General features: G+C 60.7%; 21 protein-coding genes and 4 pseudogenes. 14 read left to right on the top strand and 11 right to left on the bottom strand.

The window, feature by feature from the left end; all coding sequences use genetic code 11:
• Position 1 precedes the first annotated feature (1 nt).
• The 5 genes from P6U27_RS26250 to P6U27_RS26230 all read left to right on the top strand — a co-directional run bounded on the left by P6U27_RS26250 (position 2) and on the right by P6U27_RS26230 (position 4,652).
• On the top strand, positions 2–445 hold the full coding sequence (locus P6U27_RS26250; RefSeq protein ID WP_122404577.1) for a PPC domain-containing DNA-binding protein: 444 nt from the start codon (positions 2–4) through the stop codon (positions 443–445).
• Position 446: 1 nt separating this feature from the next.
• Entirely contained in the window at positions 447–854 is a 408-nt protein-coding gene (locus tag P6U27_RS26245) for a sensory rhodopsin transducer (RefSeq protein WP_122404576.1), read from the top strand.
• Between the two features lie 5 nt (positions 855–859).
• Positions 860–1,921 (top strand): SDR family oxidoreductase, encoded by a 1,062-nt coding sequence (locus P6U27_RS26240; RefSeq protein WP_122406796.1) that lies wholly within the window; start codon positions 860–862, stop codon positions 1,919–1,921.
• Between the two features lie 2 nt (positions 1,922–1,923).
• Positions 1,924–3,735: a glycoside hydrolase family 15 protein gene (locus P6U27_RS26235; protein WP_122404575.1), complete on the top strand. Its 1,812-nt coding sequence runs from the start codon at positions 1,924–1,926 to the stop codon at positions 3,733–3,735.
• A gap of 164 nt (positions 3,736–3,899) precedes the next feature.
• Positions 3,900–4,652 carry a Crp/Fnr family transcriptional regulator gene (locus P6U27_RS26230; protein WP_122404574.1) on the top strand — a complete coding sequence of 251 codons (753 nt, stop codon included), beginning with the start codon at positions 3,900–3,902 and terminating at the stop codon, positions 4,650–4,652.
• Between the two features lie 253 nt (positions 4,653–4,905).
• On the opposite strand, the gene P6U27_RS26225 is transcribed toward P6U27_RS26230, so the two are convergent.
• From P6U27_RS26225 to P6U27_RS26210, 4 genes are all read right to left on the bottom strand, one after another.
• Positions 4,906–5,751, bottom strand: a complete 846-nt coding sequence (locus P6U27_RS26225; RefSeq protein ID WP_122404573.1) for a carbohydrate ABC transporter permease — start codon at positions 5,749–5,751, stop codon at positions 4,906–4,908.
• Position 5,752: 1 nt separating this feature from the next.
• The gene (locus tag P6U27_RS26220) at positions 5,753–6,682 is read right to left on the bottom strand and encodes a carbohydrate ABC transporter permease (protein WP_122404572.1); all 930 of its coding nucleotides are present in this window, start codon (positions 6,680–6,682) and stop codon (positions 5,753–5,755) included.
• 16 nt (positions 6,683–6,698) lie between these two features.
• Entirely contained in the window at positions 6,699–7,727 is a 1,029-nt protein-coding gene (locus P6U27_RS26215; protein WP_407192810.1) for an ABC transporter ATP-binding protein, read from the bottom strand.
• A gap of 133 nt (positions 7,728–7,860) precedes the next feature.
• Entirely contained in the window at positions 7,861–9,090 is a 1,230-nt protein-coding gene (locus P6U27_RS26210; protein WP_160118859.1) for an extracellular solute-binding protein, read from the bottom strand.
• A gap of 767 nt (positions 9,091–9,857) precedes the next feature.
• Here P6U27_RS26210 and P6U27_RS26205 point away from each other — a divergent pair.
• A pseudogene (locus tag P6U27_RS26205) lies at positions 9,858–11,059 on the top strand (ABC transporter substrate-binding protein).
• A gap of 36 nt (positions 11,060–11,095) precedes the next feature.
• Here the strand turns inward: P6U27_RS26205 and P6U27_RS26200 are convergent.
• The 7 genes and pseudogenes from P6U27_RS26200 to P6U27_RS26170 form a co-directional block, all read right to left on the bottom strand.
• A pseudogene (locus P6U27_RS26200) lies at positions 11,096–11,611 on the bottom strand (transposase); the annotation flags it as partial.
• 2 nt (positions 11,612–11,613) lie between these two features.
• Positions 11,614–12,797 (bottom strand): annotated as a pseudogene (locus P6U27_RS26195) (IS3 family transposase).
• Positions 12,798–12,823: 26 nt separating this feature from the next.
• A complete protein-coding gene (locus tag P6U27_RS26190) occupies positions 12,824–13,207 on the bottom strand; it encodes a transposase (RefSeq protein ID WP_407192809.1) in 384 nt (127 codons plus the stop codon).
• A 37-nt stretch (positions 13,208–13,244) separates the two neighbouring features.
• Positions 13,245–13,603: pseudogene (locus P6U27_RS26185) on the bottom strand (transposase); the annotation flags it as partial.
• Positions 13,604–14,439: 836 nt separating this feature from the next.
• Entirely contained in the window at positions 14,440–14,820 is a 381-nt protein-coding gene (locus P6U27_RS26180; protein ID WP_122404568.1) for a hypothetical protein, read from the bottom strand.
• A gap of 15 nt (positions 14,821–14,835) precedes the next feature.
• Complete coding sequence (locus tag P6U27_RS26175) at positions 14,836–15,897, bottom strand: hypothetical protein (RefSeq protein ID WP_145987032.1); 1,062 nt, start codon at positions 15,895–15,897, stop codon at positions 14,836–14,838.
• A gap of 72 nt (positions 15,898–15,969) precedes the next feature.
• On the bottom strand, positions 15,970–16,236 hold the full coding sequence (locus tag P6U27_RS26170; protein ID WP_122404566.1) for a helix-turn-helix transcriptional regulator: 267 nt from the start codon (positions 16,234–16,236) through the stop codon (positions 15,970–15,972).
• A gap of 220 nt (positions 16,237–16,456) precedes the next feature.
• Here P6U27_RS26170 and P6U27_RS26165 point away from each other — a divergent pair, with 220 nt between their 5' ends.
• The 8 genes from P6U27_RS26165 (at position 16,457) to P6U27_RS26130 (ending at position 23,761) form a co-directional block, all read left to right on the top strand.
• Positions 16,457–16,768 carry a hypothetical protein gene (locus tag P6U27_RS26165; RefSeq protein ID WP_122404565.1) on the top strand — a complete coding sequence of 104 codons (312 nt, stop codon included), beginning with the start codon at positions 16,457–16,459 and terminating at the stop codon, positions 16,766–16,768.
• Between the two features lie 2 nt (positions 16,769–16,770).
• Positions 16,771–17,346 carry a hypothetical protein gene (locus tag P6U27_RS26160; protein ID WP_122404564.1) on the top strand — a complete coding sequence of 192 codons (576 nt, stop codon included), beginning with the start codon at positions 16,771–16,773 and terminating at the stop codon, positions 17,344–17,346.
• A 177-nt stretch (positions 17,347–17,523) separates the two neighbouring features.
• Positions 17,524–17,967, top strand: coding sequence for a hypothetical protein (locus P6U27_RS26155; protein WP_122404563.1), 444 nt, complete (start codon positions 17,524–17,526; stop codon positions 17,965–17,967).
• Positions 17,964–18,116 carry a hypothetical protein gene (locus tag P6U27_RS26150; RefSeq protein WP_160118858.1) on the top strand — a complete coding sequence of 51 codons (153 nt, stop codon included), beginning with the start codon at positions 17,964–17,966 and terminating at the stop codon, positions 18,114–18,116. Before P6U27_RS26155 ends, P6U27_RS26150 begins: the two co-directional genes overlap by 4 nt.
• Positions 18,117–18,118: 2 nt before the next feature.
• Positions 18,119–20,374, top strand: coding sequence for an AAA family ATPase (locus P6U27_RS26145; RefSeq protein WP_209296340.1), 2,256 nt, complete (start codon positions 18,119–18,121; stop codon positions 20,372–20,374).
• 1,764 nt (positions 20,375–22,138) lie between these two features.
• The gene (locus P6U27_RS26140) at positions 22,139–22,810 is read left to right on the top strand and encodes a ParA family protein (RefSeq protein WP_160118857.1); all 672 of its coding nucleotides are present in this window, start codon (positions 22,139–22,141) and stop codon (positions 22,808–22,810) included.
• Positions 22,797–23,054, top strand: coding sequence for a ribbon-helix-helix domain-containing protein (locus P6U27_RS26135; protein WP_122404559.1), 258 nt, complete (start codon positions 22,797–22,799; stop codon positions 23,052–23,054). Before P6U27_RS26140 ends, P6U27_RS26135 begins: the two co-directional genes overlap by 14 nt.
• Positions 23,055–23,194: 140 nt before the next feature.
• Positions 23,195–23,761, top strand: coding sequence for a hypothetical protein (locus tag P6U27_RS26130; protein ID WP_407192808.1), 567 nt, complete (start codon positions 23,195–23,197; stop codon positions 23,759–23,761).
• Positions 23,762–23,860 lie beyond the last annotated feature (99 nt).

The following is a 23,860-nucleotide window of genomic DNA, read 5'->3' as shown; positions in this document are numbered from 1 at the left end:
AATGAGACACAAAGTTCTGAGCAAGAACGGAGCCCAGCGGACCTTGGCCTTGGTGCTCGAGACCGGCGAAGAAGCGATGAGCTGCCTGTCGTCCTTCGCGATGGAGCAACGGATAGCGGCGGCACAGATCACCGGAATCGGAGCCTTCAGCGAGGTCGTCCTGAAGTACTTCGACTGGGAAAGGAAGGAGTACTTGGACAACCGTGTGGGCGAACAGGTTGAGGTCGCTTCTCTAATCGGCGATGTCGCCCTTGATCCCTCGGGCGAGCCTTCCGTTCACGTTCATCTGGTGGTCGGCAGGCGTGACGGGACTGCACTTGCCGGACATTTGGGGTCGGGCGTGGTGCGCCCGACGCTCGAGATCATCATGGAGGAAAGTCCGACACATCTGCGAAAGAGGCACGATCTAGAGAGCGGATTAGCCCTGATCAGGCTGGAGAAGTAAGATGCGAAAGATTGGCTGCACGGTCTGGGCCATCCCGGAAGGCTACATTCCCGGCAGCAGCGTCAGCGACGCGCATGATCTCGTCTCCCACGAAGCGGCGTGCTTCCTGAACCCGGGGGACCGGGACGTCGAGGTGAAGATCACCTTGTTCTTCGAGGCGCGCGAGCCGGTCGGTCCATATCTGGTCACGGTACCTGCCAAACGCACTCTCCACATGCGTTTCAACGATCTGACTGATCCGGCGCCAGTGCCGCGCGACACGAGCTATGCTTCCCTCATCGAGGCGAGCGCGCCCGTGGTCGTTCAACATACGAGGCTCGATTCCCGCCAGCCCGCGATGGCGCTGCTTACGACCATCGCATTTCCTGCCGCCCAGACATCGACCAGCACAGAGGGAGCCCAGGCATGAATGACTTGCCGGTCAAGCCGACCAAGGTGGTCGTGATCACCGGAGCGTCCGCAGGTGTTGGCCGTGCGGTCGCCCATCGATTCGCGCAGGCAGGCTTCTCCATGGGGCTCATCGCCCGCGACGCGGGGGCTCTCGAGGAGGTGCGAGACGAGGTCGAAAAGCTCGGAGGGACGGCAATCGTACTCGCCCTTGATGTGGCCGATGCGTGTTCGGTGTTTGCCGCTGCCGACCGCGTGGCCGGGATTTTCGGACATATCGACGTGTGGGTGAACGACGCAATGGTGACCGTCTTTTCGCCGACGTGGAAGATGACGCCGGAAGAATTCCGACGAGTGACGGAGGTCACTTACCTCGGCTTCGTTCACGGCACGATGGCGGCGCTCCGCCACATGCGGCCGGCCAATCGAGGATCGATCATCCAGATCGGATCGGCGCTGTCGTATCGCGGCATCCCGCTGCAGTCCGCTTACTGTGGAGCAAAGCATGCAATCAGAGGCTTCACGGATTCGCTTCGTGCCGAACTGATCCACGAACGAAGCCGGATCACGCTCACAATGCTGCAGCTCCCCGCCGTCAACACCCCCCAGTTCGACTGGGCGAGAGCGCACATAGCGCGAGCTCCAAGGCCTGTCGCCCCGGTGATCGAGCCGGAAACCATCGCGGAGGCCGTCTTCCGGGCGGCTTGCAAGCCGGCCCGCGAGTATTGGATCGGCTTGAGCACCCTGAAGGTCATTCTCGGCAATATGCTCGTGCCGGGGTTGCTGGATCGATATCTGGCCAAGGTTTGTGTCGATGGCCAGCAAACCGACGATCCTATCGGTCCCGATCGCGCCGACAATCTCTACGAGCCAGTGCATTCGCTTCACCGCACGCGCGGAAGCTTCAGCGCTGAATCCGCGTCCTCTGCCACAATGTCCTTCGGCACGCTCGATCGATGGGTGCCGTACGCGGCCACGTTGTTGGCAGGAACACTGCTTGGGGGGCTGTTGGTCTGGAGAACGAAGCTCAGCGGCCCGAGCGCAGCTCGTTTGCAACAGCGGCGCAGCAACGGGCTGGAGGCGCGCTGATCGTGCCCAGATTGATCGAAGACTACGGGATGATCGGAGATGGCCAGACCGCCGCGCTCGTCGATCGCAAAGGTTCGATAGATTGGTTGTGCTGGCCTCGATTCGATTCCGATGCTTGTTTTGCTTCACTGTTGGGTACCTCCGCGAATGGTCGCTGGAAGGTGGCGCCATGCACGTCGTATCGCTGTAGCTGTCGCCGCTATCAGGCCGATACCCTCATCCTTGAGACCGAACTCGATACGTCTTCGGGATGCATCAGGCTGGTGGACTTCATGCCTGTCCACGATGGGGCTTGCGCCGTCATAAGAGTGGTGCAGGGCCTTCGAGGGAAGGTGCAAGTCCGAAGCGAGCTGGATCTTCGCTTCGACTACGGATCGTTGCGGCCCGCGCTCGAGGTCGAAGACGCGCGAGCGGTCGCGTTCGTCGGACCGGACCTGGTCGTCCTGCATTCACCGACCCCGCTCCGACGCGAGAACTCCAGCGTTGTGACCGAGCTGGAGGTGAACGAGGGACAGCAGGTCGATTTTTGCCTGAGATATGGTCCCTCCAGGACTGATCCGCCGCCCCCATTGGGGGCGAAAAGCAGCTTGTCGTCAACTCAGCAATACTGGCGCTCCTGGATCCAGCAATTCCGGGTTCAGACGAAATGGCCGGATGCAGTCCGCCGATCTCTGCTGACCTTGAAGGCTATGATCTTTCGCCGGTCGGGGGGCATCATCGCCGCGCCGACGACTTCTCTTCCGGAGGCCCTGGCTGGCGATATGAATTGGGACTACCGCTATTGCTGGCTTCGCGACGCGACCTTCACTTTGAGTGCGCTTCTGGACGCCGGCTATCATGAGGAAGCCAAATCCTTTCGGGATTGGCTTCTCAGAGCGGTCGGCGGCGAGCCGGACAAGATGCGGATCATGTATCGCGTCGACGGTTCAAGACGCCTCGAAGAATGGGTTGCATCGTGGCTGCCGGGATGCAACTGGGCTGAACCGGTCCGTATTGGCAACGCTGCCGCCTCTCAGTTCCAGGTCGACGTCTATGGAGAGCTGGTGGATTCCGTTTCCGCGGCTGCGAAGGCAGGGATCAGCCCGTCCGAGCGGGAGGTCGCGCTGATCACTTCTGTCGTCGAACACGTGGAGCGGGTTTGGGAGCTTCCGGACCACGGGCTATGGGAGCTCAGGGGAAGACCGCGTCACTACACCTATTCGAAGGTCTCCGCATGGGCCGCCGTCGATCGCTTCGTTAGGCGGCCAGACCTCCATTCTCTTTTGGACGCAGGTCAGCTCGATCGGATGCGCGCGCTGAGGGACAGAATGCATCGGGATATCTGCGATCGGGCCTTCGACCCCTCACTCGGCACGTTTGTCGCGTTCTACGGCAGCGAGAAGGTCGACGCGAGCCTACTGAATCTTCCCCTTGTCGGCTTTCTGCCGGTGACGGATGAACGCGTCCGCGAGACCATCGCGACGATCGAGCGCGAGCTGGTTCAGGACGGCTATGTGCACCGCTGGGGGCCGAAGGACGAGGTTAGGGAAGCCGCCTTCCTCGCTTGCAGTGGCTGGCTCGCCGATTGCCAACTGATGCAGGGCAGGAGGGCCGAGGCCGAGAGGACTTTTCAACGCCTTCTCGATGCAGCGAACGATCTCGGCTTGCTGTCAGAGGAATACGATGTGCATGCGGGACGGCTTGCCGGCAACTTCCCCCAGGGGCTCAGCCATCTCGCGCTCGTGCGTACGGCCCTCCGCTTCGACGAACAAGCCTCCGATCGGGGAGAGGGGCACGACATCGCGGCTACGGCCCATCAGGGAGCGGCGGGATAACAAGCCCAGCAGGACACCGACCAAACTTAATCGACCAAGCTTCACCCTATGGCTCCTTCACCTCTCGCCGGGAGCACCGGCCGACGCGTGCTATCTCGGCCGACATTGGAACTTGCTGCATCCCGTTCTGTTTGGATTCCCGACCTGGTCGTGGAACAGGGGAGATGATTGGCGATACTCAAAGTTCAATTCGGGGGGGCGCGGTCCGCAATCGGCTTCTACGGCTCATTCCAAATCACGAGCTGTCGGAAGTGCTGACCAGATCAGACTCGGTGCGGATCTTGCCCCGCCAGATCCTGCATCATTGGCGGTTGCCGATGGATTACGTCTATTTTGTAGAGCACGGATTGGTCTCGGTTTCCGCACGGGTAGATCAGGATCGTTTCATCGAGGCTTGGCTGATCGGCTCGGAGGGGATGATCGGCGCCCCTCTGGTTTTGACCGAGATTGATCAAACCCCTCCCCACCGCAGAGTCGTGCAAGTTGCCGGAACCGCCATACGGATGTCGGCACGTGAATTTCTTTCCATTTTGCCACAGCTCCCCACCCTAAGGAGGGTTCTTCTCAGATATATTGACGTGGTGTTGCTGCAGACCTCGCAATCGGGCGTTTGCAATGCCGTGCACCCCGTCAAGCAGCGGTTGGCGCGATGGCTTCTTGTGGCCAGCAGCGCTCTCGAGGAAGACAAGTTGCCGCTCACCCACGAAGTCTTAGGTCATCTTCTTGGGGTTCGACGGGCCAGCGTGACGGAGTGCCTTGAGGCGCTCGAGAAAGATGGGTTGATCCGCAGTTCGCGCGGGCTTGTGTGCATCCTCAACTTTCACGCGCTGCGGCAAGTCTCCTGCACGTGTTTTGACACGATCGCGAGGGAATATCGAAGACAGTTGAATCCGGATGAGGGTATTACAACCGCTTAAGCGGCCTCTCCATAGCGCCTATTCTCGGCGACCGGTTCGTCGTCGGTCCTTAAGTCAAAGTTTGATCTCGCAAATGTGCAGCCGGGCACCGGCGCATCGGGCCAGGATGCTCAAGCGCCCTGCAGGGCCTTTTCAACTCGCTGTTCCGGATGCATTGCCCCTTGTCCATAAGGAGGAGGGTTGGCGGCGGCTGCGATCTAAGGCCGGTAGCGCAAGGCATCGGTGGAAGCCGCCCTGCAATCACGTGGTTTAGCTATTTGACGGCGCCTCCGGTGATGCCAGCGATGAAGCGATCAAGGAAGAGATTATAGGCGATCGCCACTGGAACGGCCGCGATCAAGGCTCCGGCCATGATCTCACCCCAGAAGAACACGTCGCCGCGGATCAGGTCGGTCGATACGCCCAGCGTGATCGGCTTTTGGTCGGACGACGAGATGAATGTCAGGGCGTAAACGAACTCCTGCAGGGTCAGGGTGAACGTGAAGATCACCACCGTCAGGATCGCGGGGAGCGACAGGGGGACCGCCATCTTGATGAAAGCGCCAAACACGCTGCAGCCGTCGACAATGGCGGCTTCCTCGATCTCGATCGGCAGCGCCTTGAAGAAGCCCATCAGCAGCCAGGAGCAGAATGGGATAGTGAAGGTCGGGTAGACCAGCACCAGCGACCACATCGAGTTTTGCAGGCCGAGCTCCGTGACGATCCGGGACAGTGGCAGGAACAACAGCGTCGGCGGCACCAGGTAGGTCAGGAAGATCGCGATCCCGAGCGCTTCGCCCTTGCGGCTGGTCATGCGGGCCAGGCTGTAACCGGCCGGAACCGCGGTCACGAGCGTGATTGCGGTGACGCAGACGCCGATGATTAGCGAATTTGACAGCCAGCGCGCGAACAGGGTCTCCTTGAACAAGTACCGGATGTGTTCGAGCGTCGGTGGCTCATTAAACCAGAACGGAATGTTGGTGATGTCGTAAAGGTCGCTGTTCTGTTTGAACGCCGTGATCGCCATCCAGTAGAACGGAAACGCGGCCAGGATCACGAAGAACGCGACGCCGAGAGAAAACCCGGTTACGCGGAGCGAGCGGGCAAGAGGCTCGGGCATGTCAGATCTCCCGGCGACGGATAAAACGCAGCGTGAAGATCACCACGACCAGCAGCACCGGCAGCATGAACAGCGAAATCGCCGCGCCGTGCGCCACGTCGCCGGAAACGATACCGGTCTGAAAACCTTCAAAGCCCAGCACCGAGGTCGCGCCGCCGGGGCCGCCCATGGTCAGCAGGAAGACGATGGAAAGGTCAGTGAAGGTGAATACGATGCCGAAGATCAGGCCGATGGCCACCATCGGCAGGATCATCGGCAGGATGATCTGGTAGTTGCGACGCCAGAAACCCGCACCGTCGACTGTGGCGGCGTCGATCACGTCCTGCGGAACCGCGGTGATGCCGGCGAGAAAGATCACGATGGCGAAGGGAAAGAAGCGCCAGGCGTTGATGATGATAATGCACAACATCGCGAGGTATGGATTGCCGAGCCAGTTCGGCGCCTCCTCGCGCGTCACGAGACCGGCCGCAATCATGGTCCAGTTGATCACGCTGTAAAGCGAATCGAACATCCATTGCCAGGCAATGGTAGCCAGCGCGACCGGCACCGCAAAAGGCAGGATGATCAGCGCTCGCACGATCTTGCGGCCGGGGAAGGGTTGCAACAGCAGGAAGGCCCCGAACTTTCCGAGCACGAGGCCGAGCAGCTGCGAGCCGAACGTAAAGACGAAGGTGTTGCGCAGCGTGTCGAGGAAAGTTGGATTCTGCAGGATCTGCTCGAAATTGGCCAGGCCGACAAACTTCCAGGTTGGGTTGTAAATCGTGTAGGCGCTGAGCGAGTAAAAGACCGCGAGGAGGAGCGGCAGCCCGACCAATAGCAGGACGTAGAGGATCGCCGGCGCGACCATGACCGTTTCGAGCACATCGCGTCGATCCAGGACAAAGCGAAATCGTGAGATCGGCTTGGCAACAGGTTCTGCGATGACAGCCATCAGTGACTTCCGGCCCTCAGTGACGAGTGCTACGATTGCCGCTGGCCTCGAAGCGGCGCAGCTCGCTGTTTTTCACGGCAAAGCGATGCCACTCGCCGGGGCGAACGCTTCCTTCGGCGACGTGGGCCGGCGGCAACTTCGCCGTGATCGGCTGCTTCGAATCGAAACCATCCATCACGCCGTAAACGATGCGCTCGGACCCGAGATATTCGGAGCGGTCGACCCGAAAGGAAAACTCGGTCACCCCGTCGTCTCCGATCATGTCCCTGGGCAGGAAATTCTCCGGCCGGAAGCCTAGATAGCCGCCGCCATTGCAGGTGACGATGTTCATCGGCGGTGCGCCGAAAAAGGTTGCGACAAAAAGATCGGCGGGATCCTGATAGATCTCGATTGGCGTTCCAACCTGCCGAACCCTTCCATGGTCGATGACCGCGATGCGGTCGCCCATACCCATCGCTTCGACCTGGTCGTGGGTCACGTAAATGGTGGTGAGGCCGACGCGCTGCTGAAAATTCTTGATCTCCTGGCGAGCCGAGGTGCGCAGTTTGGCGTCGAGATTGGACAGTGGCTCGTCGAGCAGAAGCGCGGTCGGTTCGCGAACGAGCGCGCGCGCGAGCGCCACTCGCTGACGCTCGCCGCCGGAAAGCTGGCGTGGCCGCCGGTCGAGAAGATGGCCGATGCCGAGCAACTGCGCGGCCCACCCGACCTTCTTCTGGATGTCCTGGGAGGGCATGCGCTGCGTGCGCAGCGGGAAGGCAATGTTGTTGCGGACTGTATAGTGCGGATAGAGGCCGTAGCTTTGGAACATCATCGCAATGCCGCGGGCGCGGGGCGGGATGTCGTTGACGATATTGCCGCCGATCAGAAGATCGCCGCTGGTCTGTTGCTCGAGGCCGCAGATGATGCGCAAGAGCGTCGTCTTGCCGCAGCCCGAGGGGCCGAGCAACACCATGAACTCGCCGTCCGGCACCCTCAGCGAGATGCCGTTGACGGCGTTGATTTCGTCGAAGGTCTTGACGATATCCCTGGTCAGTACGGCTGCCATCGATCCTCCCGAAGTTCATGCATTGCGCCCCGCGATCCGTCGCTGGGACAGGGCGCGTCAGTCGTGTTTGCCAATGAACTGCAACAGCGGCCGGGTCCCGGAGCGCAAAGTGAGGCTCCGTCCGGACGCCGTCTCAGGCCTTCTCGTGCCATTTCTTGAAGATGGCGTCAGACTGTTGGTGTGCCCATTTCACCGAGTCCTCCGCGGACATCTGGCCGCTCGCCGCCTTAGCCATCATGTCGCAGATGACGAAGTCGTTGTAGACCTCGTCGACGGCAGGCCAGGATGGGCCGGGATATCCCGGGGAGGCCGACCATTGCTCCGAATCCTGCAGCACCGTAAGTTTGTCTGATGGTGTCGAAGTCGGATCGTTCGAGAGGATCGGCATCGGCTTCGGCACGAGGTTTGCGAAGCAGGGGTTATTGTAACCTTCGCTAGCCTTGAATGCCTCCGGCCAATGATCAGCGTAATATTTGAGGAACTCGATCGCGCCCTCCTTGTTCTTGGCGAACTTCCAGATGCCGTAGAATTCGGAAGCCCCACCCATGATCTGGCGGACCGGTCCCTTTGGCGGAGCAATCACGAACGTGTCGTCGGCCCCCTTCGTGTTTGCCTTCTGGAACGTCCTATAAGCGGAGATCGGATTGACGATCAGAGAGCCGATGCCCGAAACAAGGTAGCGATTATTGCTGGAGTCGTCCCACGACAGCACTTCCGACGTCATCGCCTCCTTGTACAGCGCAGTTACGTATTTAACGGCTTCGACCGTTTCCTTGCTGTTGAGCACGACGTTCTTGCCTTCGGCGTCCTGAAGGGCACCGCCAAAGCTCCACAGCAGCCCGCGCCAGGTCGTGTTGGGGTCGTTGCTGTGTCCAAGTGAAATGCCAACCGGGTGGCCTTTGGCTTTCAGCTTGGCGCCGCCGACGCGAACATTGTCCCACGTGTCCGGCTTCATCCCGATCTCGTCCCACATGCTCTTGCGATACATGGCCGGGAAACTGATGTAGAAATCGGGAAATGCAGACCAGGTCTTGTCGTCTTGGTTATAGCCGATCTGCCGGCCGATCGTGCTGACCTTGCCGTATTTCTTCTCGGTCGCCTCGACGAGGCTCGTCACGTCGACGAGGAATCTGCGGTAAAGATGCGCCCCGCCTGCGCCATTCCAGCCGAACAGATCGTGACCTGATTGGGCCGAGGCTTCCGCGGCCGCCCGCGCAGCGACGTTGGCGACCGGGATGTGGTCGACGGCGACTTCGACGTTGTTTTTTGTGCCCCAGTCCTTTGCGAACTGATCGAACCATTTGTCGTACTCTGGAACGAAATGGCTCCATTGGACGATCGACAGTGTCTTCGTGTCCGCCATTGCGCGGGACACGAATGGAGTAGAAAGCATCGGGGCCGACCCAGCCGCAATGAGGGTAAGACCTGCCTGCTTTAGAAAGCGGCGCCTTCCAATACGCATTCTGTTGTTCCTATTCATTTGGGCTCTTCCTCGAATTCGAATAGGGAATTTGAGAGAGCAGCCGAACAGTGCTATCGTCGTTCTGGACGGTGCTCCAATGGCCAAGATCGCTGCGTTGTTTCGGCCGTATTAGCCGTCAGAGGACGTCCCATCGGGGTGAGCCGACGACCACCTGGCCAAAAGTCAGCGCCGACAAGGCGATGTCTTGATCTGAGTAATAATTCGCTGGAAACGAAAGTGGATTGGTCATTAGGCGAATGTTCGGCGCGGCAAGAAGCAAAAGCTCGTACGTTCGCGTACATAGAGCCGCCCGCAGCCTCGCTCTTGCCCGCTCAGAAAGATTGCTAAACGCTTCTCGCTGCTTGACGACTGGCCCACGTCGCTTCCGAGGTCGTTCCATCAACTTCATGAGCTGCAGCAAAACGCCGGCAGAGACGCTGATGCATCCTGTGGATTGAAAGCGCCAGGGGCGGCCGCTGGATCCGGTTGGATGGAAGCCACGTTCCGACCAGGCTCGGGACGCGCCACTGTGCAGCTCGGCTCGCTAAAGCGCACGTACGTTTTCGTACCGTCAGCGGTAATGTTAGCCGAAATGCCAATGGTGCCGCAAAATCGAGATCCTAAAGTTCGGCGTTAGGAGGCACGCCCGACAAAGGAGACGCGAAATGATGCGCGGTCATACCGTCACTGTCTGTGCAACCCTGATACTGTTTATGGCGCCGGGCATGGCTGGCGCTGCAACCGACAAAGTCGTCATCGGTGACATAGACGACATGTCAGGCGTTTATGCTGACATCATTGGGCCGGGCGGAGAGACCGCGGCTAGGTTGGCGATCGACGACTTCGGAGGCAGTGTACTGGGCAAGAAGGTGGATCTGCTTGTCTCCGATCATCAAAACAAGCCCGACCTCGGATCACAGAAATTCCGTGAGTTCGTTGATAGAGAGAACGTTACGATGGTGCTTGGCGGGTCAAACACCGGCGTAAATTTGGCTATGGCGAACATTGCCAAGGAGAAGAAGACACCTTTCTTCTCAATCGGAGCGGCTGGTGCTTCTCTTACTGGAAAGGACTGCACACCATACACGGTACATTACGCCTACGACACCACCGCGCTGGCGAACGGGACGGCCAGCACAGTCGTCAAGCAGGGCGGCAAATCTTGGTTCTTTGTCACGGCCGATTATGCTTTTGGCACGCAGCTCCAGGACGCAGCCTCGAAGGTGGTTGAGGCAAGCGGAGGAAAAGTGATCGGGTCGGTCCGGGTGCCCTTGGCGACCTCGGATTTCTCGAGCTACTTGCTCCAGGCGCAGAGTTCGGGAGCACAGGTCCTCGGTCTGGCCAATGCGGGCGACGATTTTACTAACTCTATCAAGGCTGCCAATGAGTTCGGAATTGCCAGAACAATGAAGCCCGCGGCTCTCCTGGCCTTCATCACAGACATTCACGCGCTTGGACTGAACACAGCACAAGGACTATATCTTACAACCGGCTGGTACTGGGATCTGAATGAAAAGACCCGCGCCTTCGCCAAGCGGTTCCTCGAACGCACTGGCCGTGAGCCAACCATGACACAAGCCGCTATTACTCGGCCACGTTGACTTATCTCAACGCCGTTAAATCGGTTGGATCGACCGATTCTGACAAAGTCATGGCCCAGCTTCGTAAAGCAAAGATCAATGATATGTTCACTGCCAACGGCGTGATCCGGCCCGACGGCCTGATGGAGCACGACATGTACATCATGCAGGTCAAAAAGCCTGAGGAATCTAAGTACCCGTGGGATTATTACCGGCTCGTCCACACGATGTCAGGTGATCAGGCCTTTGGTAAACTCTCGGACAGCGCATGCCCGCTGGTGACGCACTAGCACTACTTTGGCAGATTGTGTTTTCGCCGCTGTTTTTCACGGATTTGCCTTCGGCAATATGGGCAATGCTGAGACGGCGGCCGAAGGATGAGATCGACGATGGCGTGACGTACGGCTGGCATGGTTGGCTGAGGCGGAGGCCCGTAGATTCTTTTTTTTCCGCCCCGCGTGTGCGAGGCGACGATATGTTGCAGGAAGGCGTAGGCAATCATTGTCATCAGGGCGTGGCGATGAAGGCCTTGCCATGATCGCCCTTCGAAGTGATCAAGTCCAAGTTCCTCCTTCAACTGCTGATGCGCCTGCTCACAAATCCACCGTGCCTTGATGGTGGCGGCCAGCGTGCGCAGATCCGCCGCCGCCGGAAGATTGGCCAGATAGTATTTCTTCTCCCCGGACGCACGTTGCTCGCCAATGAGCCAGGCTTCGTCGCCTGGGAGATGCTGCTGACCTTTATCCCATATCCGCTGCGGAGGGCCGTCGGCGGTCCGGACACGGACAGCAGCAAATTGGGCTTTTAAGCCGACCTTTCGTCCCGCTGACCTGCCACCGAACTTTCATCCGGCCGCGGTTAGAGCCTCGGGGTTTTGTACGCCAAGTGGCGCGGTTGTAGCAACGGACGATCGGCGGAGCTGGTCGGGGTTGCGTAGCCGATCGTCCGTTGCGGTGAGGTGGGCGGCATAAGCCGCGGGGGTCATGTATTTCAGCGACGAGTGAGGCCGCTGAAGATTGTAGTCGGCAACCCAATTGGCGATCTTGGCGCGGGCGTCGTCGAGATCGAAGAACAGAGTCTCGTTGAGCAGCTCGTCGCGCATCCGGCCGTTGAAACTCTCGACGACGCCGTTCTGCATCGGCTTTCCCGGTGCAATGAAGTGCCAGTCGATGGCTGCGTCCCTGCACCAGGCGAGCATGGCATTGCAGGTGAACTCGGTGCCGTGGTCGGACACGATCATTCCTGGCTTGCCGCGTCGTTCGACGACGGCCGTCAGTTCGCGGGCGACGCGTCGTCCTGAGATCGACGTATCCGGAATGGCGCCCAGACATTCCTTGGTGACGTCGTCGACGATGTTGAGGATGCGGAAGCGCCGACCGTTGGCGAATTGGTCGTGGACGAAATCCAGCGACCAGCGCGCGTTGGGCATCGCCTCGACTAGGATTGGGGCACGGGTCCCCACGGCCTTGCGGCGAGCCCGCCGCTTGCGGACGGTGAGCCCTTCTTCGCGATAAAGCCGGTAGATCCGGTTGATCCCCGATGGCTCCCCCTCCCGCCGCAGCAGCACGAACAGCGGCGGTAGCCGAACCGCCGCCGCTCGTTGGCAAGGTCACGCAGCCGGCCACGGAGAGTCGCGTCCGGAGAACGGCTGGAGCGATAGCGGATCATCTTCCGATCCGCTCCGACAATCGAACAGGCCCGCCGCTCCGACAGGCTCATGACGGCCTGCAGATGCGCGACCGCAGCGCGCTTGGCGGCGGGCCCTACCATTTTTTGAAAGCAGCTCGCGAAGGGCGGCGGCGTCGAGCATCTGCTCGGCTAGAAGCTTCTTCAGCTTCGCGTTCTCGTCCTCCAGCGCCCTCAGCCGCTTCGCCTCTGAAAGTCCATGCCGCCGAATTCGGCCTTCCAATTGTAGATCGTTGCTTCCGAGACCCCGTGCTTGCGAGCCAGGTCGGCCGTCTTTGCTCCAGCCTCATGCTCCTTCAATACCGCGATAATCTGCTCTTCCGTGAACCTTGCTCGCTTCATCTGTCCGTCCTTCTTCGGGCCGGACTCTAACTCCATCTGGAGGAAATACGCAGGGGCAGGTCACCGCTACGCCAACTCACGGTTTTCCATTTGGCGCTGGCCAGCATTTGCTCGGCCCCAATTGATAAGATATCGGGCACGTGGTGCTTTCGTGGTTTCCCGCGGACTTTGGTGATCGGCCAAATGAGCTTCACATCGACCGGATACACCTTCAGGTGCCGAGGGATGCCGACAGCCCAAGCCAGCCCGCGCTCTGTTAGCCCTTGTCGAAATGGTGCGCTAAGTCCGTATCCTGCATCGGCCAGCACACATCCAAAGCGCACGTTGGCTGCCATCGCGCGAATCAATCTCGGCCAAAGCAATTTCCGGCTTGGACCGTGACGTTCGGTGTTCGAGTGGCACGCGAGCACGCTTCAAACGAGACACGTCGCTTGTCCAACTGTCAGGCAGAAAGAGACGTAACGCGACCATCACGGGTACTTCGCCGCGCGCAAGCGTCAAAGACACCAGTGTTTGGCAATTTGCCGTTTTATCGAGAGCCGAGGCGTATTGAGCCGCAACACCGACCGAGCGCTCACCCTTCTTGGGAAGTGAGGTGTCATCAATAACGAGCACCGCATCCCTGCCGCCCACAAGTCGGTCCGCCTGGTTGAGCAGCTCCGTCTCCAGCGGCGTCGCGTCCCAGACACCGTCCGCTATAAAATGTGCAGCTGGTCGTAGTTGCCCGTGGCAAGGCGCTCCGCCATCGGCTGAACGCTCTTGCGATCGCCAGGACCGATCAGTCCCGCAACATACAGAGGACACATCCGCTGCCGAGTCTTATGACCCAGCCGGTCCAAGAACGGCATCAGCCAGCGTTCAAGTTCGTCTTCCCATCCCGGCATGGTCAGCCCTCCAAGAGCCGACCACCCATGAATCATTGAAAAATTGATTCGGGAATCCTATAAAGCGCGCCAAAATCAGCAATCTGCCAAAGTAGTGCTAGGCCGTGTATCCATAAACCCGGCGGCCTCGATCTACGTTCGCTTTGCTCCGAAACCGACGAAGTTCGGGCAGCCAGGGCGTCGATTGCTGCAACCTCGAACATCGTCATTGCTACTTGTCGCCGAGACCACATGTGCGTCGCGAGTCGCCGCGGCTCGAGTCTTTGAGCGGCTGCTTTGCTATTTCGGCAGCCGCTGGCGCAAGGCGAGATCATCCAAATCGGGGAATGGATTTCGCCGCGCGACCACTGAGTACGGCTGCCAGCTGTTCGCATCGCTAAGCTCCTGATCAGACCCAGCTGTTCCTCACTCGGCGTATGTTTGCCGTGGGTTGAGAGCACAGCCAACGGTGTTGATCTCACTTTCACTCTGCGTATCCGGCTTGCCAATCAAGCCGAGACGCTCAAGACGATGAGCGTCACCAGAGAGATCAAGCCGGAGAGATAGCCGAACACACTGACGGAGAGGCGCGCCGAGTCGCTAGTCTTCGCCGACTCCAAGGTGCGATGTGCTCGGTATCGGCATCATCGGCCGCGTCGTCGTGCGAGCCCGCAGAGATTGCTGAAACCGGCAGAAACGGCTGGCGCGCTGGCGAGGCCATCGCGGGGTGACATGAAAGGAAACGGAGGGGCATCAAGCCACCCGCCGTTGGCGTGGCGTCAACACTCCGCCTGCTGCTTCCAATTCTCAATGAGTGCGACAGTGCGGGTGGCTTGCTCGCCGGGCAATGTTTGGCATTCCAAATAGAGAGATACGAGGGCGCCGCCGAAAGCGCTCACGCGACTCGTGTGCGCCACCACGTTGTCGCCCCTCGTAGAAAATGCAGTTCGCGCCGCCTTCATAATTCCTTTGGCCATCTGCGCCTTTTGAGCGTTGCTTAAGGCATCAGGCATTTCTGACGTCATTGCCTCGAAGGCCGACACAACAAGGTGCTGATCGAGGGCGTTCATCGCGTACCAACGCCGCAGCGTGTCCTCAACTTCTTTTCTCGCCTCCGTTGCCCTTGCCTCTGCCCATCGCCTCTTGATCCCTTCGAACACCGTGCTCCTCCCAAATCATCTTTTGAAAAAAGCGAGGATGCCGAAGATGCTGCCGATCAGAGCTAGTCCCAAGGTAACTCTGTTCGCCCAGTAATCCCAATCAGCCTTTTGCTCTGCCCGGATATCAGCCCGCAGCTTTTGAGCTGCCCCCGCCGTGAGGTAGCGATTCTCGTAACTGTAATCCGGCGGGAACGAATCCCAGTCCTCTTCTCGATCTGTAACGGGGACGTGGAATCTATGGGCCTGATCTAGAAGATAATCCGATCGAAATTTATCTAGCATGCGAGCTTGCAAGTTCAGGGCTTTGCCTGCGTGGAATTTTGGAAAATTCGTACCGTCTGCTTCGGGCTCATCAGTCACCTGATCGTAGGATCGACGCGCCAAATTATGTTCTTTCAAAAACCTCCTCAGCGCCCAACGATACCGAAGCTCATCGAACATTTGCGGATCACCCTCTGACAGTCGAGAGGTCAACCGTCGTAGGAAGATCGCGCCCCCGCTCGTAAACCAGCCGCCAGAGGTCTTCTGGAGCCAAGGCTCTTCCCTTCGCATCTGCCAAGACGTTTGCAATGGCGACAGCAAAATCGCTGGCGTATGGCGGACTGCTTGAAATGATCCGGTATAGGTCTTCCTGTATTGGCTCGTCGCTCCCTTGAATCCCCGATAAGAGAGGGTGGCCTCGGTCGGTTCGCCCGCTTCGAAATTGTAGCCGAATGTCTCGCGCTTCTTGTCAGTTGGGCGGCGAAAAAAGCGGCGATTGCGATACAAAAGGTCATAGAGGAACATTTCGGCGACTGGATCGAGCTTGAAGGTACGCCGAAGGTGTCCGCCTTGCTTCATCGCAAACACGCGCTTTTGTGGCAGAAAGTGGTCCGAGTTCGATTTGGCGTACTCGACGAACTTCTCGAACGCGGCTTCGCCCAAGACTTTGTTGGTACGCAATGGGAATAGCGTTTTGCCTAGATCATTCAGAAAGAAGGATTTCCCGCTGAAGGGCAGCTTTGGCGGTAGCGGAGGAGCGGGACGCGGCGGCGGTAGCTTAGGCTGGCTGGCGGGGGCCTTTGATGGCTTCTTCATAACGGCGACTCAGCTCGGCAGGATCAACCAACTGCCTGAGTTTAGACCCTAGGTCGCCCAACCACTCAAGAGCTATCGCGGCTTCGCGCGACGTACTCCTTCGCCCGTCTTGTCACTCGCGAAGGTGAACTCGATGTCGCATTCGACTTCGAGATATTGCCTCAGCGTCCACAGCACTGCCTTGCGGCGCGGATCGATTCGATTGGATGGCTCGGCCGTCTCGAACGTTGCGATGGCCTTCCGCGACACGCCAGCCTTCTGCCCCAGTTCGGCCTGACTCCATCCGAGCAGCGCGCGCGCTGCTCGAAGCAGGGAAGGGGTGAGCAGGTGGTCGTCCATCGCGGCGCTGTTTATGTGATGCAGGATCTATCAGTTCTTTGGCTAGGCCTCCGAATGGAGCGAGCTAAGACCGACTAAGTGAATGGTTAGACTTTTACCTTTCCTGTTAACCGACCGTTAAGGTTAACGAAAATTTTTGAGTTTTCGGGGACAATTTGTCCCCGAACCAGAAAGATTGTGCTACACCGCCCCTCAGGAAACTGACCGGGGACGATGTCCGATGGTGAATTACGAGAAGCATCTGCGCAGCGCCGCTTGGCGGGAAATTCGCCAGCGCGCAATCGCGGCCGCCGGCCATCGCTGCGTGCTCTGCGCGGCGACCGAGCAGCTCGAGGCGCATCATCGCACCTACGACAATCTCGGCGACGAGCGCGACGGCGACCTCACGGTGCTGTGCCACGAATGCCACGAGGTGGTGACCAGCATGCTGCGCGCCCGTCGCTACGCGGCCAAGCCGGCTTCGTACGCCAACATTGTCCGCAGCATCGCCGAGACGGCGCCGCTCTTCGATCCCACCGAGGGGGACATCTGATTATGGCGGTGGAGATGATCACGCTGCGTCTGGTCGGCGTCGGCCCGATGTTGATGCACTCCAGCAGGCTCGCCGACCCGTTCGACCCCACCGCGAGGGCGCTCAAAAAGCTCACGAGAAAGCAGCATAAGACCGACGCCGACCATCACCGGATTGCGGAGCTCGAGTGGCACGGATCGCTGTGGCTTCACGAAGGCCGGCCGTGTCTGCCGCCGTCCGCGATCAAGGGTGCGCTCGTCAACGGCGCCAAGACGGTCCGTAAGGGCAAGGCGACCAAGGCGGCCTTCGTCGCCGAGGGTCCCGCGATGCTCGACTACGACGGCCCGAAGACGGTCGAAGAGCTCTGGGAGGACCCCCGCTTCCGCCACCGCGAGATCGTGCGCGTCGACGACTCGCGGGTGGCGCGCACGCGCCCGTGCTTCGACGGCTGGAGCGCGACCGTGCGCGGGTCCTTCATCACCACCATCATCAACCGCGAGGACGTCGTCAGCTACTTCCGCATGGCGGGTCCCTTTGGCATCGGCGACCACCGTCCCGACTTCGGTCGCTTCCTGATCGAGGAGTCGCAGCTCGAATAGTTCTTGGCTTGGCTCGACACCGCGAGGCTAGGCGTGGTCCGGCACGGCGTGACGTGACGGGGCGTGTCCCGGCGAGGCAGGGCAGGGTCCGCCAAGGACCCTCCCTCGCCTAATCTCTTCTAACTCCGCATTTCGACATCACGCGCGGCCTTCCGCGCGAACGACGGAGCTTTCCCGATGAACGAACGCGCAGGCATGTGCGGCGAGGGCATGCCCCCGGTGCTCTTCTACTGGCGGACGAAGACCGCCGAATCCTTCGACGAGCATGCGCGCGCCGAGGTGGCCACCTTCGTCGCCGGGATCTCCGCGACTATGCCCGAATGGCGGGCGGCGATCCGCGGCGATGCCGCCGCGGCAATCGGCCTCGTCGTCGGCCGCCGGATCCCCGGGCGCATCAGCCTGCGCGTCGATCTCAGCATGACGGTGTTGCTGGCCTGCGCCTTCTTCGATCCCGCCGCGGCGATGGTGCTGTCGCACACGCTCGCCCGCATGCCGATCGAGCCGCGCGAGCGCATGCGCCTCTCGGCATCCTGGTCGATGCACAAGATCTGGCTTGGCAGCCGCCGTACCGGCGCCCGTGTTCCCAAGACGCCGCCCCGGCTGACGGGAGGTGGGTCGTGACGGTGCAGCCGACGAGCGACCTGCATGCCGATTTTTCCGGCTTGGGCGCGTCATTGATCGTCGTCGCCAGCGACAACGAGCAGGACTTCGCCGCGGCGCTTGGCTACCCGAACGAACGACTCGGGTCCGATCCTCTCATCGAGGTCTAGACATGAACGAAACCACGAGCATGCCGAGTGTCATTGGACCCCATGATGGCGATACGCACCGTCCGGTGTCCTTCGCCGGCACCGGCATTGGACCCATCGAGCGGCGGGCTTACGGGCAGGCTTGGCGCGATGCGTTGCGCTTCAGGCAGGACCTCGCCACCGACGCCGATCGACCGCATATCGCACGCTCGGGCGGCTTCGCCAGTCTGACGCGCTCGGCGGATGTCGATGACGACACTGGCTTCGAGGAGAATGCAAGCCGCGAGGGATGCCCCCCGAGCCCGGCGCGAATTGCCGCGGCGCTGCTGCTCGCCCGCGCTTTCGACGCCGCGCCGGACGCTGCGCGGGACTTGATCTGCGGCGGCGCTCCCGTTGTCGTCGACGTCGCCGACGGCGCGATGCTCGACGCGCTTAAAGGCGTTTGGCGCGGGATGTTTTTCGACGACGCGCTGCGTATGATCGACCTGGTCAAGACCGCTCCCGGCCGTCGCGACGGTCTCGACGGCGCCTATATCGTGCTGAAGGAGCCGCTCAAAGGCGCTGCCAAACAGCGGCTGGAGCGCGTCGCTGCCGACATGTGCGCCTACGCGCTGCCCTTCGTGGCGTTCTCGTCCAACGGCCGCGCCTGCCTTCCGAAAGTGCTGAACGAAGCGGCGGGGCACCGGATCGAGTTGCCGATGCTCGATCCTACGACGGTGTCGCGCACCATCCGCGCCGTCACCGGCATCAGGACGGCGGTCGATGTGCCGGCGGAGACGATGCGCGATGTCGGTGTAGGCGACCTCGCAGCCGCGATTCGGTTCGACCGCACGCCGGAAGAATGCGTCGACGAGCTGCGCCGTCTCGCCGACTCGAAGAGGGCCGAACGGCCGTCGCGGGGGCTGGTGCTCTCCGAGATCCATGGCATGGCTGGTGCGCGCGCCTGGGCTGACGATGCGATCGCCGATCTCGCCGCCTGGCGACGCGGCGAGATCCCCTGGGATGCGGTCTCGAGCGCCCTGATGCTCGCCGGCCCCCCCGGCGTCGGCAAGACGCTGTTTGCAGAGGCGTTCGCGCGTAGCGCGGCAGGCAAGGATTCGAAATCCGGGATGCCGTTGATCGTCTGCTCGTATTATTCCTGGCAGGCAGAGGGGCATTTGGGCGATTTCCTGGCGGCCATGCGCCGTGACTTTGCCTCCGCCCGGGCGCAGGCGCCCTGCGTGATGCTGCTCGAGGAATGCGATAGCTTCGTCGACCGTCGCGCGGTCAAGCACTCGCACTCAGACTACGTCAGGAATTGCATCAACGCGCTGCTTGAGGAGGTTGATGGTGTGCGCCGGCGGGAGGGCGTGTTCCTGATCGGCTGCACCAACGAGGTCGAGGCCTGCGATCCCGCGTTGCTGCGCGCGGGCCGCTTCGAGAACGTGGTGCGCATCAGTCCGCCCGATCAGGACGAGCTCGAGAAGATCTTCCGGGTTCGGTTGAAGGGCGATCTCGTCGGCGCCGACATCTCCACCGTCGTGATGTCGGCAGCCGGCATGACCGGCGCCGACGCGGAGCGCGCGGTGAAGGACGCACGCCGTATGGCGCGGCGGGAGAACCGCGAGCTCACTCTCGACGACCTCCGTCACGCCGTCGTCGGCGACGACAATCTCTCCGACGAGCAACGCTGGCGGACGGCGGCCCACGAAGCCGGACACGCCTTGGTCGACGTGCTTCGCTTTGGCGCCGACGGCGTCGTCGCCAACACGACGCACACGGACCGGCGGCTCGGGATGTCGATGCGTACCACCCGCCAGCTCTTCGAGGGCACGGCGAGCGACTATAGGTCACGCATTGAAGTCTTGCTTGCCGGCCGTGCCGCCGAGGAAGTCCTGCTTGGTGAGGCGTCCCACGGCGCCCAACAAGATCTGGCGGAGGCCACCAGGCTGAGCTGCGCGATGTTGGGCGGACTGGGGCTGTCGGGGCCGTCGCCCTTAACGCATCTTGGCGACCTGCGTCGGGCCGAGGAGTTCCTCCGCTTCGCCGATATCCGAGCGGCGGTCGGCATCGAGCTCGCCGAGGCGGATCGCACCTGCCGCGGACTACTGGAGGCTAATCGAAGCGTGTTGATCGCGACCGCGCGCCACCTATTGGAGCGGGGAAGCCTCAACGGGGCCGACATCGCCGTCTTGCTTGAGGCACAGCGTTCCGATGCTGCAGGAGCAGAGGGCGTCCAGACAGAGGATGATGCTCCGACCTCAACTGTGATCGCCTTCCCGCAGCTCCGCCCCGACTGATTTCGCCGCGATTTAGGAGTGCTGGGGCCGATCGGGATTCACCGGCCGCCGTGAGTGTGACGAACAGGGCCGGAACGAGGCGAGGCCAAGATCGGAGCCGTCTCGTCGCTGTGCTTTGGTCCTAATGGTGCGCCGCCACCCCTGATGAGGATGCAAATCTCTTCGCTGCATCGGCGCGCACGCAATCGGTCGTCGAAAGGCATGCTGCAGGTTACGGCGGAACTCGAAATTGGCGGAGGCTCTCAACGAGAGGCCGACGCGCGCTCCTTCGCCTCAAGCTCCCCCATGACCCTTCGCAGCTCACGGACAATAATGGGGTGCATCTTAGTGCGATGCCGATGTGCGTAGTCACTGATTCGCCAGTACAGCTCCTCATCGAGGTAAAGACCCATTCGCTTTATCGTCGTATCCGGTTTAGAAGTGCTCCTTCGCTTTCGATTGAGCGCCTCAAGGGAGGGACTCACCGTTGTTGGCGAGCTGAGCACCGGGGGCGCGCGCCGGTAATTGCGACAAATCGTGAGATATACCGGCGTCTGTTCCTTCGAGCGCTCGCTTTTGCCCCCGCGGTTGTCTGTCCTGAGATGCCTCAACAAGCTCTGCCAGGTGCCTGATTTTGGCGCGTTTGGCCATACCCTGATCTCCATTACTTCACGTGAACACGCTCTCACGTGATCATTGCTTCATGCGATCACTGCTTCACGTGATTGCAGTATCGCGCGAATGGTTTCGAAACAGTCCAATTACGGTTAGCATTTTGACTCAAAGTCTATGGTTACAGGTCGACGTTTTGAGCAACGGAGCGCGATCTACCCGATCGGCGACCTCGTGGTTCGTCGACGCTGCGGCAAGTGTCGCCCGTATCTGGCGCACCTGCTCAACTATGAAATTGATCACATTGCGGGTGCGAGGCGCCAAATGGCGACGCGACGAGTACACCACGTTGAACGGAAGTCTCGGCGAAGGAGTGAGCGATCTGGAAGCCTACCTTGCCCGGATCAGATCGCGTCACCGCACCGGAGTCGCGGGCGGTAGGGCAAGTCGTCGGTTTGGGGAGGGCAGGCGGCAACTGATTGATCCGGCCCTAAGGACCAAGTGAGCAAGCTTGCTAGTTAATAAGCTAGCTAGTTACCTAGGTTTGCGAGCGAGAGGCGTCAGCAAGCTAGCAAGCTGATAAGCAAGCAGGCCGGCGATTTGCTAAGCTAATAGGTTTATCCAGCAGCAGGACGACGGCGTCGATCAAATGACGCGGCATTGGATTGTCACGGAAGCGGTATCGGCAAACGCGGGTGTACAGTCGCAGATGAAGAGCGGAGCGAGTTGTTGTCCCGACCTGCCATCATACCCCGCGGACTATTTAGCTAATCTATTGAAGCGGCGGGATAATTTCTGCGCGATTTGGAGTGTCAAGCTATGCGAAGCGCGCCTTTGATGACGTGGGCCGACGCTTCATCCCCAGTGGAATTTCATGACCTGTTGCGTTGTGATGGCGCGCGAAGCCCTGTGGCATAAGCGCTCGTAAGCCTAAGCCCTTTTCGAACCTTACCTCAGCTTTCTGTCCACAAATGAGCGCTCGCAAAATGCGCTGCGACGTGAAAGCGTTAGAAGTGAACGGTTTCAGCACCCGTTCTGTGTCGGCCCAGATGGTCGGCCAAGCAAGCGAGGAGAGTTATTGAGGTGCACGAGCGGGTTGCCGGCTTGCGGGTCGCAGCACGGCCACAGGCGGGATCGGGGTCTGTTCCGACTTGCGCCTCCGCGAGCGCGCGCGTGAAGAGAGCATCACTTCTCGCAACGGTCGCCTTCGTTGGCAAAGGCGGGTCGGGCAAGTCCACGACTGCGCTCAACATCGCCGTTCTTGCCAGGATGGCCGATTTTAAGGTCGGCGTGATAGATGCCGACCTCCAACAATCGGCGTTCGTCTGGAGGTGCGTCCGCGAGAGCAACGACATACCCGTCTGCCGTTGCGGTCCCGGATCCCTCGACGATACGATAGAGGCGGCCAGGCGTGCGGGTCTGCAGTTCCTGGTGATCGACATGCCGCCAGCTTTGCGCCACGTGCCGGCGGTAGCCCACCGCGTCGATTTAACCGTGGTCGCCATGCGTCCCACCCTGTTCGACCTCAGGGTCACGCGGACCGCGATCCAGCTTTTGCAGTCGGAGGGCGCGCGGTATGCGGTAATCTTTAACGCGGCACCGCCGTATCGAGGCACATGTGCCTCGCCCATGGTTCGCGATGCCCGGCAGGCGCTCGCCGACATCGGCTCGCGTCTTTGGCCGCATCAAATTACGCACCGGCTGAGTGTTCCCTATTCCACCGTGAGGGGGGCGGGCGTCGCCGAGGTCGAGCCCGAAGGGCATGCCGCTGCGGAGTACCGCGCTTTGTGGCGAGCCATCTGTCGCGACCTGAGGCTGGATGGAGGAGCCAATGAAGAAGCATAAGGCGAGCTTGGGCGACGCCATGATGGCCGACACCGGCAAAGCGGGCGACGACCATTTCGGCGTCTTGACGCCCGGGCTCGAGGCGCAGCCCGCCCGCCGTGGCGTTTTGGTCCGCGTGAGCCCCGAACTCCGGCGCGAACTCAAGAGGACCGCGATCGCTCGCGACACGACCGTTCAAAACCTCATGCTCGAGGCAATCGCCATTGTCCTTAGGAGCACGACCGACACCACCACGGAGCCGTAGGCCGGCTCCATTGCGGCCCACGGGCTGGGCAGAGGGACACGTATCCCGGCAACGACTAGGTTATCGTTTCGCGATAGTCGTTGAGGGGACATTGCGGCTTACCGCCGGGCATGGAAAATGAGTTCGCAACGGAGCCAAAAATGTTGATCCAGTCTCTACACTTGAACGGTTACGGTCGCACCCCCGGTCGCGGTCAAGCGGCCTATGCGACGATCGAAGGGATCGTCGCCGAAGCCAGGCGGGTACCGGCAAATTCTCCTCACGTCGCCCATCCCATTGAGCCGAACCTCGTCTATGGTGTCGACCCCATAGAAGTTGGCGAGCAGGCCGTCGCGCTATCGCTGCAAGCCAAGGATCGGACGGGGCGGAAGTTGCGCTCCAACGGGATTGTCCTGTTGGCGGGTGTCGTATCGTACCCGATGCCCATCTCCTGCATGGGTGAGTTCGTGTCAGATTACGACGCCTACCACCTCTGGCGCGGAATGGTGGTAGATTGGCTAAAGCTGGAACACGGTGATCGCCTGAAGTCCATTGTCGAGCATGTCGACGAGGACATGCTGCACCTGCATTTCTTCTCGTTGCCGATCCTCAGTGTCGACAATCGCTTGGATTTTGCAGGGGCTCATCCGGGGCGCTGCGCGCTCAATGATGCCGTTGCAGGGGAGTTTGCAAGGCAGCGCAGCAGGCTGCCTACACCCAAGCGATGATCGATTACCAGGACAGGTTCCACTCTCAAGTGAGCGCGTTGTTCGGACATGAGCGTCTCGGTCCCCGTCGGCGACGGATCGAGCGGGAGCGCCACAAAG

The sequence above is a fragment of the Bradyrhizobium sp. STM 3566 genome, from assembly GCF_045571445.1.
Lineage (GTDB): Bacteria > Pseudomonadota > Alphaproteobacteria > Rhizobiales > Xanthobacteraceae > Bradyrhizobium > Bradyrhizobium vignae.
This window is presented reverse-complemented; position numbering and strand designations above follow the sequence as displayed.